Annotated in this window: 15 protein-coding genes; 9 read left to right on the plus strand and 6 right to left on the minus strand. The window is 66.9% G+C overall.

What is annotated here, in order from left to right; translation table 11 throughout:
• Positions 1-117: 117 nt before the first annotated feature.
• Positions 118-765, plus strand: coding sequence for a response regulator (locus AC06E7_RS14920; protein WP_093534153.1), 648 nt, complete (start codon positions 118-120; stop codon positions 763-765).
• A gap of 51 nt (positions 766-816) precedes the next feature.
• Here AC06E7_RS14920 and AC06E7_RS14925 read toward each other — a convergent pair whose 3' ends face one another.
• The 5 genes from AC06E7_RS14925 to zwf form a co-directional block, all read right to left on the minus strand.
• Positions 817-1,476, minus strand: a complete 660-nt coding sequence (locus tag AC06E7_RS14925) for a bifunctional 4-hydroxy-2-oxoglutarate aldolase/2-dehydro-3-deoxy-phosphogluconate aldolase (protein ID WP_478065172.1) — start codon at positions 1,474-1,476, stop codon at positions 817-819.
• A 312-nt stretch (positions 1,477-1,788) separates the two neighbouring features.
• A complete protein-coding gene (gene edd, locus AC06E7_RS14930) occupies positions 1,789-3,705 on the minus strand; it encodes a phosphogluconate dehydratase (protein WP_478065173.1) in 1,917 nt (638 codons plus the stop codon).
• 46 nt (positions 3,706-3,751) lie between these two features.
• Complete coding sequence (pgl, locus tag AC06E7_RS14935; protein WP_478065174.1) at positions 3,752-4,477, minus strand: 6-phosphogluconolactonase; 726 nt, start codon at positions 4,475-4,477, stop codon at positions 3,752-3,754.
• Positions 4,474-5,481: a glucokinase gene (gene glk, locus AC06E7_RS14940; protein ID WP_068850993.1), complete on the minus strand. Its 1,008-nt coding sequence runs from the start codon at positions 5,479-5,481 to the stop codon at positions 4,474-4,476. Before glk ends, pgl begins: the two co-directional genes overlap by 4 nt.
• The gene (gene zwf / locus AC06E7_RS14945) at positions 5,478-6,917 is read right to left on the minus strand and encodes a glucose-6-phosphate dehydrogenase (protein WP_068850996.1); all 1,440 of its coding nucleotides are present in this window, start codon (positions 6,915-6,917) and stop codon (positions 5,478-5,480) included. Before zwf ends, glk begins: the two co-directional genes overlap by 4 nt.
• Before the next feature lie 332 nt (positions 6,918-7,249).
• Here zwf and AC06E7_RS14950 point away from each other — a divergent pair, with 332 nt between their 5' ends.
• A complete protein-coding gene (locus tag AC06E7_RS14950; protein ID WP_478065175.1) occupies positions 7,250-8,344 on the plus strand; it encodes an ABC transporter ATP-binding protein in 1,095 nt (364 codons plus the stop codon).
• Between the two features lie 80 nt (positions 8,345-8,424).
• On the opposite strand, the gene ygfZ is transcribed toward AC06E7_RS14950, so the two are convergent.
• Positions 8,425-9,288: a CAF17-like 4Fe-4S cluster assembly/insertion protein YgfZ gene (ygfZ, locus tag AC06E7_RS14955; RefSeq protein ID WP_478065176.1), complete on the minus strand. Its 864-nt coding sequence runs from the start codon at positions 9,286-9,288 to the stop codon at positions 8,425-8,427.
• A 39-nt stretch (positions 9,289-9,327) separates the two neighbouring features.
• Between ygfZ and AC06E7_RS14960 the strand changes: the two genes are divergently transcribed.
• The 7 genes from AC06E7_RS14960 to AC06E7_RS14990 all read left to right on the plus strand — a co-directional run bounded on the left by AC06E7_RS14960 (position 9,328) and on the right by AC06E7_RS14990 (position 13,811).
• On the plus strand, positions 9,328-9,501 hold the full coding sequence (locus tag AC06E7_RS14960) for a DUF1674 domain-containing protein (protein ID WP_083214109.1): 174 nt from the start codon (positions 9,328-9,330) through the stop codon (positions 9,499-9,501).
• A gap of 57 nt (positions 9,502-9,558) precedes the next feature.
• Complete coding sequence (gene sdhC / locus AC06E7_RS14965; RefSeq protein ID WP_068851002.1) at positions 9,559-9,951, plus strand: succinate dehydrogenase, cytochrome b556 subunit; 393 nt, start codon at positions 9,559-9,561, stop codon at positions 9,949-9,951.
• Positions 9,948-10,334, plus strand: coding sequence for a succinate dehydrogenase, hydrophobic membrane anchor protein (sdhD, locus tag AC06E7_RS14970; protein ID WP_068851005.1), 387 nt, complete (start codon positions 9,948-9,950; stop codon positions 10,332-10,334). Before sdhC ends, sdhD begins: the two co-directional genes overlap by 4 nt.
• A 30-nt stretch (positions 10,335-10,364) precedes the next feature.
• On the plus strand, positions 10,365-12,155 hold the full coding sequence (gene sdhA, locus AC06E7_RS14975; RefSeq protein ID WP_095364170.1) for a succinate dehydrogenase flavoprotein subunit: 1,791 nt from the start codon (positions 10,365-10,367) through the stop codon (positions 12,153-12,155).
• 84 nt (positions 12,156-12,239) lie between these two features.
• Complete coding sequence (locus AC06E7_RS14980; protein ID WP_093534163.1) at positions 12,240-13,025, plus strand: succinate dehydrogenase iron-sulfur subunit; 786 nt, start codon at positions 12,240-12,242, stop codon at positions 13,023-13,025.
• Between the two features lie 149 nt (positions 13,026-13,174).
• A complete protein-coding gene (locus tag AC06E7_RS14985; protein ID WP_184124050.1) occupies positions 13,175-13,423 on the plus strand; it encodes an FAD assembly factor SdhE in 249 nt (82 codons plus the stop codon).
• Positions 13,424-13,475: 52 nt separating this feature from the next.
• Complete coding sequence (locus AC06E7_RS14990) at positions 13,476-13,811, plus strand: hypothetical protein (RefSeq protein WP_093534167.1); 336 nt, start codon at positions 13,476-13,478, stop codon at positions 13,809-13,811.
• Positions 13,812-13,826: the final 15 nt, after the last annotated feature.

Raw genomic sequence — 13,826 nt, forward strand, 5'->3', positions numbered from 1 at the left:
GGCACGGATGTGACGCGGGCATCAGAATGCGCTGATGGGGAAAATACTTCCTTGTTATCGTCCGACCCCGTCGCTAGGCTGGCCCCGGTTTGCAGCGTTTGGACGAAGGTGGGTGGGATGACGATTCGAGTGTATCTGGTGGACGACCACGCGCTGGTGCGAACCGGCATGAAGATGATCCTGTCCAACGAGACGGATATCGAAGTGGTGGGGGAAGCCGAATCCGGCGAAGACGCGCTGCCCGCGATCCGCCAGCTGCGCCCCGACGTGGTGCTGTGCGACCTGCACCTGCCCGGGGTAAGTGGAATGGAAGTCACCGAACGCGTGGTGCGTGGCGACCACGGCACCCGCGTGGTGATCGTGTCCGTGCTGGAAGACGGCCCGATGCCCAAACGCCTGCTCGAAGCCGGTGCCTCCGGCTACATCGGCAAGGCCTGCGACGCCCAGGAACTGCTGCGCGCCGTGCGCGACGCCGCGCTCGGCCGGCGTTACCTCGGCAGCAGCATCGCCCAGAACCTGGCCCTGTCCAACGTCGAAGGCAGCCAGTCGCCGTTCGACAGCCTGTCCCCGCGCGAACTGGAAGTGGCGTTGCTGCTGACCCAGGGCCTGCGCCAGGAAGACATCGCCAAGCGCCTGAGCCTGAGCGCCAAGACCGTCAACACCCACAAGGCGCGCCTGTTCGAGAAGATGGGCATCCACGACAACATCGCGCTGGCGCGCATGGCCAGCCAATACGGCTTGGTAGACCCGTCAAGGCCGATGTAAGCCCGCCTCGCGCTCCAAAAAAAAGCCCGGGAATTCCCGGGCTTTTTTCGTTCAGCGCGAGCGGACCCGGGCGACGATCTTCGCCGCCTGCGCCGCGCTGTCGCGCACCTTGTCCCACTCGCCGTTCTCGATCCAGGGGCCCGGCACCATCCACGAACCGCCGATGCAGACCACGTTATTCTGTTCCAGGTACTCGGCCGCCGTGGTTTCCGTGATGCCGCCGGTCGGGCACAGCTTCAGGTCCGGAATCGGACCGGCGAGGCCCTTGATCATCGCCAGCCCGCCGACCGCCGAGGCCGGGAACAGCTTGCACACCCGGAACCCGCGACGATACAGCTCCAGCAGTTCGGTCGGCGAGGCCGCACCCGGCACCACCGGCAACGGCGCCTCCGCCAGCGCATCGGCCATGAACGCCGGCGTGCCCGGCGTCACCAGGAAATCCGCGCCCGCATCAATGGCCTGCTGCATCTGCTGAACCGTGAGCACCGTGCCCGCACCCACCACCACATCCGGCAGCTCGCGCTTGAGCATGCCCAGCGCTTCCATCGCGATCGGCGTACGCAGCGTCAGCTCGATCGCCGGCAGCCCACCTTCCAGCAACGCCGCGCTGACCGCACGTGCCTGGTCGAGGGTATGCACGGTAACGACCGGCAGGATGCCGGCGGCAAGCAACAGGGATTCAGCGCGTTTCTGATGATCTGCGATGTTCATAGGGAAGCCTTTCGGTTGTTCGAAGCATTGGATGGCAGGATTCAACGCCTGCCGATTGCCGGTGTGTTGTCGTAGACCCCGTGGGCCGACCAACGGTCGGCGCTACCGAGGGAGCGGTGCGCCGTTTGATTCCTGGGATAAGAAGGCGCCGCAATGTGTCGTGAGGCAGCGGCGGGGGTCCCCGTAGGGACCGTAGAAAACATGGATGTTTTCTACGAGCCCCCATGGATGGGTTCACGGCGTGTCCCGTAGGGGACCCCCGCCGCTGCCTCACCCACGCAGACTCAACCGCCGCTCTTCGCAGTAGAACCGTCAGGCGTCCTTCGACTCGTGCGGCGCAAGCGCAGCAGCAGCGTCATTCCCGAGGTCATACTCCGCGTCGTAATTCCACATGTCGCCGTCGTCAGCCGCCGGACCGCACGAAATCGAAATCGCGCCCTGGTCGGCCGGACCCACCAGGCGGCGGTTCATCGCGAACAGGTTGCGGCCCAGATCGTTCGCCGCAGGTGCCGTGTTCGGTGCCTGCTCGCGCGCTGCCCATTCGGCCGCGTCCACCAGCACCTCCAGCGTGCCCGCCTCACCATCCAGCCGGATGATGTCGCCCTCGCGCACCCGCCCCAGCGGACCACCGCGCGAGGCTTCCGGCGTCATGTGGATTGCCGCCGGGAACTTGCCCGACGCGCCCGACAAGCGACCATCCGTCACCAGCGCAACACGCCGGCCCTGGTTCTGCAGCAGCCCCAGCAATGGCGCCAGCGAATGCAGCTCCGGCATCCCGTTCGCACGCGGGCCCTGATAACGCACCACCGCCACGAAATCCTGCGGCAACATTCCCGCCGCATGCAGCTTGTTCAGCACCTGCGGCGCATCCACCACCACCGCCGGCGCCTCGATCGTCCGGTACTGCGGCTTCACCGCCGACAGCTTGATCAGCGAACGGCCCAGGTTGCCGCGCAGCAGCCGCAGCCCACCCTGGGCCTCGAACGGCTCGGCCACCCCACGCACCACCTCACGGTCCGCGCTCTCGGCAATGCCCTCGATCCACGTCAGCGCACCGTCGCGCAGCGCCGGATCCTGCGTGTACTGGCGCATGCCACCTTCGGCCACCGTCACCAGGTCCGCGTGCATCAGCCCCGCGTCCATCAGCTCACGGAACACGAACGCCGTACCGCCTGCCGCCGCGAAGCGGTTCACGTCCGCCTCGCCGTTCGGGTACACCCGCGCCAGCAGCGGCACCAGCTGCGACAGCTGGTCCATGTCGTCCCACGTCAGCACGATGCCCGCCGCCCGCGCCACCGCGATCCAGTGGATCGTGTGGTTGGTCGAACCGCCCGTGGCCATCAGCGTGACTACCGCATTGACGATCGCGCGCTCATCGATCAACCGGCCCAGCGGCCGGAAATCATCGCCCAGCGCACAGATTTCCAGCGCACGCACCGCCGCATGCCGCGTCAGCGCATCGCGCAGCGGCGTTTCCGGATTCACGAACGACGCGCCCGGCAGCTGCACGCCCATCGCTTCCAGCAGCGTCTGGTTCGAATTGGCCGTGCCGTAGAACGTGCACGTGCCCACCCCGTGGTACGACGCCGCTTCGGCTTCCAGCAGCTCCTCGCGCGTGGCCAGGCCCGCCGCGTAGCGCTCGCGCACCTCGGCCTTCTGCTTGTTCGGAATGCCCGGCGTCATCGGCCCGGCTGGCAGGAAGATCGCCGGCAGGTGACCGAACGCCAGCGCGCCGATCAGCAGGCCCGGCACGATCTTGTCGCACACGCCCAGGTAGACCGTGCTGTCGAACATGTCATGGCTCAACCCGATCGCCGTGGACTGCGCGATCACATCGCGCGAGAACAGCGACAGCTCCATGCCGCCACGGCCCTGCGTGACCCCGTCGCACATCGCCGGCACGCCGCCGGCGACCTGCGCCGTCGCGCCCACCGAACGCGCGGTCTCGCGCAGGATTTCAGGGTAATGCTCGAACGGCTGGTGCGCCGACAGCATGTCGTTGTAGGCAGTGATGATGCCCAGGTTCGGCGTGACCCCGCCGCGCAGGCGGCTCTTGTCGGTCGGGCCACAGGCCGCAAAGCCGTGGGCCAGGTTGCCGCAGCTCAGGCGCGAACGGAACGGACCGTCGCGCAGCGCGGCGTCGATGCCCGCCAGGTACGCAGCGCGCGACGCGGCACTGCGCTGGACGATGCGCTCGGTGATGGCATGGAGTTTGGGGTGCAGGCTCATTGGCTACCGGCTATGAGAGGGCGAACGGAATGACAGCGGCATCGAATCAGTCGCACCAGTGGATGCGCAGCGTCGGGCGGCCATCGAGATCGATCGCGTTGAGAATGGGATACAGCGCTGCGTTGTTACTTTCCAGCGCCTGCTTGAGCACTTCCAGCTTCTGCTTGCCGCGCAGCAGCAGCAGCCGCTGGCGGCACTGGCGCATGCCGTGCGGTGTCAGCGTGATGCGCAGCGGCCACTGGTTCGATCCCGGGCAGCCGGTGGCATCCAGCGCGGCGTAGGGCAGGGTGCTTTCCAGCGCGCGGGCCAGGTCCTTCGAGCCGGGGAACAGCGATGCCGTATGCCCGTCATTGCCCATGCCGAACACCGCCAGCGACGGTGCCTCGGTGTGCTGCGCCTGCAGGTTGGCGGTGTAGACGCATTCCGGCAACGGCTTGCCCACCCGCACCAGCGGATCGAAGTGTGCGCCCTCGGCGCGGTTGAGCAGGCTCTGGCGAACCAGCCAGGCATTGCTGTCGCGGTCCTGCGGCGACAGCCAGCGCTCGTCGACCAGGCTGACTTCGACCCGGTCCCACTGCACTTCCAGTTCGGCCAGCGCCTGGTACACCGGTGCCGGCGTGGTGCCGCCGGAGAGCAGCATCCGGGCCCGGCCGGCAGCATCGATGTCATGGTTGAGGATCTGCGCCATTTCGGCTGCGATCGTCTCGATCCACGCATCGGCGTCGGTGTGCCGGATCAGGGTGAAGCGGTTGGAATCTTCAAGTGCGTTCATGCGGCGCCTCCTGGCAGGTCGCGTTCGAGGTCGGCTGCGTAGGCGGCCGCGCCCAGCAGGCCCGCGTGCGGGTGCATCACCGCCAGCGACGGCACCCGGGCCATGATCGACGAGAACCGGCCCTTGTGTTCGAAGCGCTGGCGGAAGCCGGAATGCTGAAGGGAATCGAGCATCTTCGGCACCAGCCCGCCGGTCAGGAACACGCCGTCCCACGCGCCCTGGATCAGCACCAGGTCGCCGGCAATGGCGCCGAACACCGCGCAGAACAGGTCCACCGTGCGCATCGCCTGCGGATCGCCATGCAGGGCGCGCGCGGTGACGTCCACCGGCTGCAGCTGGCCCGGGTCGACATCGGCCATCTCGCAGACCGCGCGATGGATGTTGACCAGGCCCGGCCCGCAGATCAGGCGTTCATTCGAGACGCGGCCGAACTGCTCGGACAGGATCTCCAGGATGCGGATCTCCTCCGGCGTGCCGGGCGGGAAGCTGACGTGGCCACCTTCGGTTTCCAGCGGGTAGCAGCGGCCGTGGCGCAGGATCAGCCCGCCCACGCCCAGCCCGGTGCCCGGGCCGATCACCGCGTAGTTGCGTGGCTGGCCGGGCTGGCCCGGTACCCACGCCGCGCCGCCGACCTGGACCACGTCCTGCGGCTGCAGCAGCGAGATCGCCATCGCCTGCGCGGCGAAGTCGTTGATCAGGTGCAGGCCATCGAAGCCGAGCATGTGCGCGGTGCGCATGCGCGAGATCACCCACGGGTGGTTGGTGATGCGCGCCTCGTCACCATCGACGCGGCCGGCCACGGCGAATACGCCGCGGCGTGCTTCGGCGCCGATCTGCTCCAGGTAATGCCGTGCGGCATCGCCCAGCGACGGGAAATCGGCGACCACGAATTCGCGGATGCTGTCCTTCAGCAGCGGCGCGGCCAGGCTTGTGTCGGCCAGCGCGAAGCGGGCGTTGGTGCCCCCGATATCGGCCACCAGCGCCGGTTGGGTCGACACCGTCATGCGCGATCCTTGCGGTTGGCCTCGGCATCCACATCGGCCGGCAGGAAGCCGAACGCCTGTTCCGGACCCCATTCGCCGGCCGGGTAGGGCTGCAGCGGCAGCTGCGCTTCCTTCCAGGCATCGCTGACGCTGTCGATCCAGGCCCAGGCGGCACGCACTTCATCGTCGCGCACGAACAGCGCATGGTTGCCGTTGAAGGCATCCAGGAACAGGCGCTCGTAGGCGATGCGGCGGTGCAGGCCGGTCGGCACGGACAGTTCCAGTTCCAGCGGGTGCAGTTCCAGCGCGCCCCACTCCGGGCCCGCCAGGCTGCTCATCAGGCCCAGCTCGATGTTTTCCTGCGGCTGCAGCTGGAAGGTGATGCGATTGGGCGTGGCGTTTGCCCGGTCGGGCCGTTCGAACAGCCAATGCGTGACCGGCTTGAGGTTGACCACCACGCGGGTGGTGCGCTCGGCCAGGCGCTTGCCGGTGACCAGGTGGAACGGCACCCCGGACCAGCGCCAGTTGTCGATATGCGCGGTGACCCCGGCGAAGGTTTCCACATCGCTGCCTTCCGGCGGCTGGTAGGCCTGCGCGGGCTGGCCGTTGATGGTGCCGGCGGTGTAGCGGCCGCGCACGCTGTCGCGCGCGGCATGCTTGGCATCCAGCGGTCGCAGCGCACGCAGCACCTTGACCTTCTCATCGCGGATGCGGTCGGCTTCCAGCGACGCCGGTGGTTCCATCGCCACCAGGCACAACAGCTGCAGGATGTGGCTCTGGACCATGTCGCGCAGCGCGCCCGAACGCGCGTAGTAGGCATCGCGGCCATCCACGCCTTCGCTCTCGGCGACCAGGATGTGCACCGATTCGATGTAGTTGCGGTTCCACACCGCCTCAAGCAGCGTGTTGCCGAAGCGCAGGGCGATCAGGTTCTGCACCGCCGCCTTGCCCAGGTAATGGTCCAGGCGGAACACGCGGTCTTCGTCGATCCACTGGCCGATGGTGGTCAGGATCTGTTCGGCGCTGGCGCTGTCGCTGCCGATCGGCTTTTCCAGCATCAGGCGCGCCGGCGCGGCCAGCGCGCCCCCCAGGGCCAGGCCCTCGCAGGTGGAGATGTACAGGCCCGGCGGAATGGCCAGGTAGCTCACGCACTTGCGGTCGACCAGGTCGCTGACCGAGTCGGCCACCGACTGCGGATCGCGCAGGTCCACCGAACGGTAGTCGATGCGGTCCAGCAGCGACTGGATGTCATCCAGGCTGGCCGCCGGCATCGCCTGCTGCAGGCGCGGGCGCAGGATCTGGCGGAACGCGTCGGTGTCGTGCGGGGACAGTGCCAGTGCGCGGACCTTGAAGTCTTCCGGCAGCAGGCCGTCACCCAGCAGGCGCAGCAACGAAGGGAACAGGTAGCGCTGGGCGAGGTCGCCGGTGGCGCCAAACAGGAAGAGGGTATCGTGCATCGCTCGAGTTTCAGATCCGGGTGACATCGTTGTCAATCGCTTCTCGTCTATGTTCTCGGGGGTCAAGCTGGCCGCGGTGTCCGGTTGCTGCAATCGCAACATGAACAGGTGCGGGCCCGCCCATCATGGGGCATGTCACGTCCTGACGGCGACGCGGTCATGACCGACCATTGGATACTGCCACGTGAAAACGTTTACATGGCAGAATGAGCAGACTGTATTCGATTGCAGTGGTCGCCGTCATGCGGCACCACGCCATCGACCTGCCATCGGGAGGGCCGAAGGCAGTTCCGCATCAACAGCCCGGCAGCGGGCGGACTGGAATGGGTGATATGGCAAAAGTGCAGTTGCAGGGCGTGCGCAAGGTGTACGACAACGGCCAGGTGGCCGTCCAGGGCGCGACCTTTGAAGTGGCCGATGGGGAATTGATGGTCCTGGTGGGGCCGTCGGGGTGTGGCAAGTCGACCCTGCTGCGCATGGTCGCCGGCCTTGAGGAAATCAGCGGTGGCACGCTGAGCATCGGCGACCGCGTGGTCAACGACGTGGCGCCGAAGGACCGTGATATCGCCATGGTGTTCCAGAGCTATGCGCTGTACCCGCACATGACCGTGGCCGAGAACCTGGCCTTCGGCCTGAAGCTGCGCGGCCACGACAAGGCGACCATCGCCAAGCGCGTGAACGACGCTGCGCAGACGCTGGGCCTGACCGAGATGCTCGACAAGCTGCCCAAGGCGATGTCCGGCGGCCAACGCCAGCGCGTGGCGCTGGGGCGTGCGCTGGTGCGCGAACCGGCGGTGTTCCTGCTCGATGAGCCGCTCTCGAACCTGGATGCCAAGCTGCGCCACAGCGTGCGCACCGAGATCGCGCAGCTGCACCGCAAGCTGGGCACCACGATGATCTACGTGACCCACGACCAGGTGGAAGCGATGACCCTGGGCCAGCGGATCGTGGTGCTCAAGGACGGGGTGATCCAGCAGATCGACACGCCGATGGCGCTGTACGACCGCCCGGCCAACCTGTTCGTGGCCGGCTTCCTCGGCAGCCCTGCGATGAACGTGCTGCGCGGCACGCTCCAGCGCGTGGATGGCGGGGTAGTAGTGCAGGAAGGCACGCTGCGCGCGCCGCTGGGCGCTGCGACCATCGACCCATCCTGGATCGGGCGGACGTTGGCGGTCGGGGTCCGGCCGGAGCATCTGCAGCCGGCCGTGCCGGGCGATGCCAACGCGTTTGAAGCGACCATCGACGGCATCGAGCCGGTGGGCAACGAGATCTTCGTCAACATGACCCATGGCGACCAGGCGCTGGTGATGCGCGTGGCACCGCAGGCATTGCCGGCGGTGGGCGGCACCATCCGCGTGGCGATCCAGCCGCAGGGGCTGCATTTCTTCGATGCGGATTCCGGCGAGCGGTTGAACCACGACGTGTGATGGATCCGGTCACGACCAACGGTCGTGACCTACCGGGAGACGGAAAGTTGGTAGGACACGACCGTTGGTCGTGTCGCCCGTCAACGGGCGAGGCCGTCCAGCAATGGAACGCCGTGGGCTTCGGCGCCGCCAACGCTCAATGCCCCCTCGGCCATCTCCAGCGGCAGTACCGCCAGCGCCAGGTCTCCGGCCACGCTCGCCACCGTGCCAACGGCGGCGCCGTTCTGCTCGACCTTCGCGCCACTGGCGGTGCCATCGGCCACGCGCAGCAGCTGCAGGGCGCGCTTGGCCTTGCCCAGGAAATGGGTGCGGGCCACGATTTCCTGGCCCGGGTAGCAGCCCTTCTTGACGCTGTAGCCGTTCAGGCGGTCCAGCCCCAGCTGCTGCGGGGTCCAGGTTTCGCGCTGGTCGGCATCCAGGCGCGGCACGCCGTAGCGCAGGTCGGACTGGCGCCAGGCCAGTTCAAACGCGGCATCGGCCGGCGATGCATCCGCCGGCACGGGTGCGATCTTCAGTGTCCGCGGCAAGGCATCGCTGCCCACATCCAGCTCCAGCGCGTCACCCTCCAGCGCAACTGCCGCGCCAGACGCCGCTTCCGGCGCGGTGAAGCTGCCGGCCACCTCAAGATCGGTACGCACCTCGATCTTGACCTTGCGGCGGAACACGAAGCGCTGTAACTGCGACGCAATCGCATCGGTGTCGCCGTCGGCCAGCACCAGCAGTACGTGCTCCTGGTCCAGCTTCAACAGCTGAAACACAGCAAGGGTGCGGCCCTTGGCGCTCAGCCAGGCGCTCCACTGCCAGTGCCGGACGGGCAGGGCGGTGACATCGCTGGCGAACTGGGCATGGGCGAACGCCGCCGCATCCACACCGCGCAGGCTGAGCAGCGCGTGACCGGAAAGGCGCGGAAAACCACTGAAATCGAAGGGCAGGTTGTCAGGCACGTGAACGGGGTCTAAAATTTGTGCGTTGCGAGACCACCCATGATAGGCCAAACAACCCCCACTCCCGATATCGATCCTGAAGCCCCGCTGGTACCGGAGGAGCAGCCGCTCGCCGTTACGCCGGTGGCGCCTGTGGAGATCGGTGGCCGCGGCGGACTGGATCCGGTGCGGTATGGCGATTGGGAGAAAAACGGACGCTGCATCGATTTCTGATCAGCATTGAGCCAACGCGGCAATTGTGCCGCCCAGCCGAGACAACGAGCCCAGCGAATGGCCGCCAGAGAACGTCCCCTTTCCCCGCACCTTCAGGTGTATCGCTGGCAGATTCAGATGGCCACCTCGATCCTGCATCGAGCCACCGGCATCTTTCTGTCTGTTGGAGCCCTGATCATCGCTGGCGGCCTGCTCGCCCTGATGATGGGTCCTGAATCCTGGAACTGCTTCACCGGCCACGCCGGCAGCTGGTACGGAAAGCTGTTCCTGTTCGCCTGGACCTGGTCCTTCGCCTACCACCTGTGCAATGGCATCCGCCATATCGTGCAGGACTTCGCGATCGGCTTCAGCATTCCGGCCTTCGTGCGCAGCAGCTGGATGTCGGTCATCGCCAGCCTGGTGATCACCGCGCTGGTCTGGGCCTATGTCTTCATGGGAGCGACCGCATGAACAAGTTCCGTACCCCGTTGAAGAACGTGCGTGGCCTGGGCGCGGCCAAGACCGGCACCGAACACTTCGTGCTGCAGCGCCTGACCGCCACCGCGCTGGTCCCGCTGACCATCTGGTTCCTCATCTTCGTGCTGAGCCTGGTCAACGCCGATTACGTGACCGCCGCCGACGCGGTGTCCAAGCCGTGGAACGCGGTGCTGCTGGTGGGCTTCCTGGTGGCCATGTTCTGGCACGCCCAGCTGGGCCTGCAGGTCGTGCTGGAAGACTACATCCATAATTCGTTGCTGGCCCTGGCGCTGCAGACCACGGTGAAGTTCATTGCCGTGCTGGGCGCGATCGTCAGTGTTTTTGCGGTCGCCCGCATTGCGCTCGGCGTTGCCTGAGTCAGGCACCAAGACAGGAATCCAGAGTAGATGTCCGCTTACAAGATTACGGAACACAAATACGACATGGTCGTGGTGGGCGCCGGCGGCGCCGGCCTGCGTGCCACGTTCGGCCTGGCCGCCAAGGGCCTGCAGACGGTCTGCCTGACCAAGGTCTTCCCGACCCGTTCGCACACCGTGGCCGCGCAGGGCGGTATTTCCGCCGCGCTGGGCAACATGGGTGAAGACGACTGGCGTTACCACTTCTTCGACACCATCAAGGGGTCGGATTGGCTGGGCGACCAGGACGCGATCGAATACATGTGCCGCGAAGCGATTCCGGCCATCATCGAACTGGAACACTACGGTGTGCCGTTCAGCCGCACCGAAGACGGCAAGATCTACCAGCGCCCGTTCGGTGGCATGACCACCAAGTACGGCGAAGGCCCGTCCGCGCAGCGCACCTGCGCCGCCGCCGACCGTACCGGCCACGCCATGCTGCACACGCTGTACCAGCAGTCGCTGGCGCACAACGCGCGCTTCATGATCGAGTACTTCGCGCTCGACCTGATCTTCGATGAGGAAGGCGTGTGCCGCGGCGTGCTCGCGCTGGACATGGCCGACGGCTCGCTGCACCTGTTCCGCGCCCACGGCGTGGTGCTGGCCACCGGCGGCTACGGCCGTGCCTACTTCAGCGCCACCTCGGCCCACACCTGCACCGGCGACGGCGGCGGTCTGGTCATGCGTGCCGGCCTGCCGATGCAGGACATGGAGTTCGTGCAGTTCCACCCCACCGGCATCTACGGTGCGGGCTGCCTGATCACCGAAGGCGTGCGCGGCGAAGGCGGCATCCTGCGCAACAGCAACGGCGAGCGCTTCATGGAGCGCTACGCACCGCATTACAAGGACCTGGCCTCGCGCGACGTGGTGTCGCGTTCGATGACCATCGAAATCCGCGAAGGCCGCGGCGTCGGCGAGCACAAGGACCACATCCTGCTCGACCTGACCCACCTCGGCCCGGGCGTGATCGACGACAAGCTGCCCGGCATTGCCGAAAGCGCGCGGATCTTCGCCGGCGTGGACGTGCACAAGCAGCCGATCCCGGTCATCCCGACCGTGCACTACAACATGGGTGGCATCCCGACCAACTACCACGGTGAAGTGGTGCGCAAGGTCGGCGACGACCCCGATGCCGTGGTGCCGGGCCTGTACGCCATCGGCGAAGCGGCCTGCGTGTCGGTGCACGGCGCCAACCGCCTGGGCTCCAACTCGCTGCTCGACCTGGTCGTGTTCGGTCGTGCGGTGGCCAACCGCTGCGCCGACACCATCAAGCCGGGCCAGCCGCACAAGACGCTGGCGTCGGATGCGTGCGACAAGGCGCTGGGCCTGCTGGACAAGCTGCGTTACGCCAACGGCGACACTCCGACCTCGGTCATCCGCGACCGCATGCAGCGCACCATGCAGAACGACGCGGCGGTGTTCCGTACCAGCAAGACGCTGGAAGAGGGCTGCGCCAAGATGTCGGAGATCTTCGACTCCTTCCAGGACGTCAAGGTGTCGGACCGTTCGCTGGTGTGGAACTCGGACCTGATCGAAACCTACGAGCTGAACAACCTGCTGCTCAACGCGGTGGCGACGATCAACTCGGCCGAACAGCGCAAGGAAAGCCGTGGCGCACACGCGCACGAGGACTTCCCGGACCGCGACGACGTCAACTGGCAGAAGCACACGCTGGTCAATGTCGACGACAACGGCAAGTGCAGCTTCGATTACCGCCCGGTGCACATGTACACGCTGAGCAAGGACGTGGACGTGGTCCCGCCCAAGCCGCGCGTCTACTAAGCGCCATGCGGATCGACTTCCTCACCTTCCGAGCCAGCCGCGCCTGCATTGCAGCGCGAGCCGCCTGAGCCAACGAGAACAGCCATGGCCGAGTTTTCCCTCCCAAAGAATTCCAAGATCGGAAAGGGCAAGCACTTCCCCGCCAAGAGCGGTGCGAAGAACACCCGTACCTTCAAGATCTACCGCTGGAGTCCCGACGACGACAGCAACCCGCGGACCGATACGTACGAGATCGATCTGGACGCCTGCGGCCCGATGGTCCTGGACGCGCTGATCAAGATCAAGAACGAGATCGACCCGACCCTGACCTTCCGCCGTTCGTGCCGCGAGGGCATCTGCGGTTCGTGCGCGATGAACATCGACGGCACCAACACGCTGGCCTGCACCCGCGCCATCGCCGACTGCGGCAAGGCCGAAGTGCCGATCTACCCGCTGCCGCACATGAGCGTGATCAAGGACCTGGTACCGGACCTGACCCACTTCTACGCGCAGTACGCCTCGATCAAGCCGTGGATCCGCACCCAGACCCCGCCGCCGCCGGACCGTGAGCGCCTGCAGTCGCCGGAAGACCGCAAGAAGCTGGACGGCCTGTACGAGTGCATCCTGTGCGCGTGCTGCTCGACCAGCTGCCCGAGCTACTGGTGGAACGGCGAGCGTTACCTGGGCCCGGCGATCCTGCTGCAGGCCTACCGTTGGATCGTCGACTCGCGCGACGAAGACACCGGTGCGCGCCTGGACGACCTGGAAGACCCGTTCAAGCTGTACCGCTGCCACACCATCATGAACTGCGCCCGGACCTGCCCGAAGGGCCTGAACCCGGCGCTGGCGATCGCCGAGATCAAGAAGCTCATGATGGCGCGCCGCGCCTGATCGTAGCGCCACGCCCTGCGTGGCTGCCAAGGCATGACGGCGAAGCCGCGCCCCCTTGACATAGGGGGCGCCTTTGTTTTCAGCGCGTCGCCACGCGCCCGTGTACTGCCGCGCACCCGGATGACGTGCTCCAGTCTGGAATCACCGAAATGGACGAAGCCACCCTCCTCAAGAAACTCCGCTGGCGCTGCCGCCGCGGCATGCGCGAGCTCGACCAGCTTTTCGAGCGCTATCTCGACCGTCAATGGGCCACTGCACCCACTGAAGAGCGCGAGGTTTTCCTGCGGCTTCTCGACTGCGAAGACGATAAGTTGTGGCGCTGGTTCATGGGTTACGAGGTATGCCCGGATGCCGAGCTCACCGACCTCATCGCCCGGATCCGCGCCCTTCCGGCTTGAGTGGCGCCCCTCGCGCTGGCAGGTTGCCGCGCACGTTCTGTTTGCGCTGCTGATGCCTTGGGTAGCCACGGCCAGCGCGCTGCCGTCCGCCGCGCAGTGGCCGCTGGGCCTGGCGGCCGGGGCGGGGACCGCCTGGCAGGGTTGGCGCCATGCCCGCCGACGGCCGCGTGCCTTCGTGATTCCGCCCGGCGACAGCCCGGCCCAGGTCGATGGCGAACCGGTGGAGGGGATCTCCCTGCATGACCGCGGCCCGCTCCTGCAGCTCAGCTGGCGCCAGCACGGCCGCCGGCAGGCCTGCCTGTTCTGGCCCGACACCCTGCCGCCGCCGCGCCGACGTGAACTGCGACTGGCGATCCGGGCCCGTCCCATTCCGCGTTCACCTCCGTGATGGCACCATAGGCTG

The sequence above is a fragment of the Stenotrophomonas sp. Steno-Z4 genome (assembly GCF_056393145.1).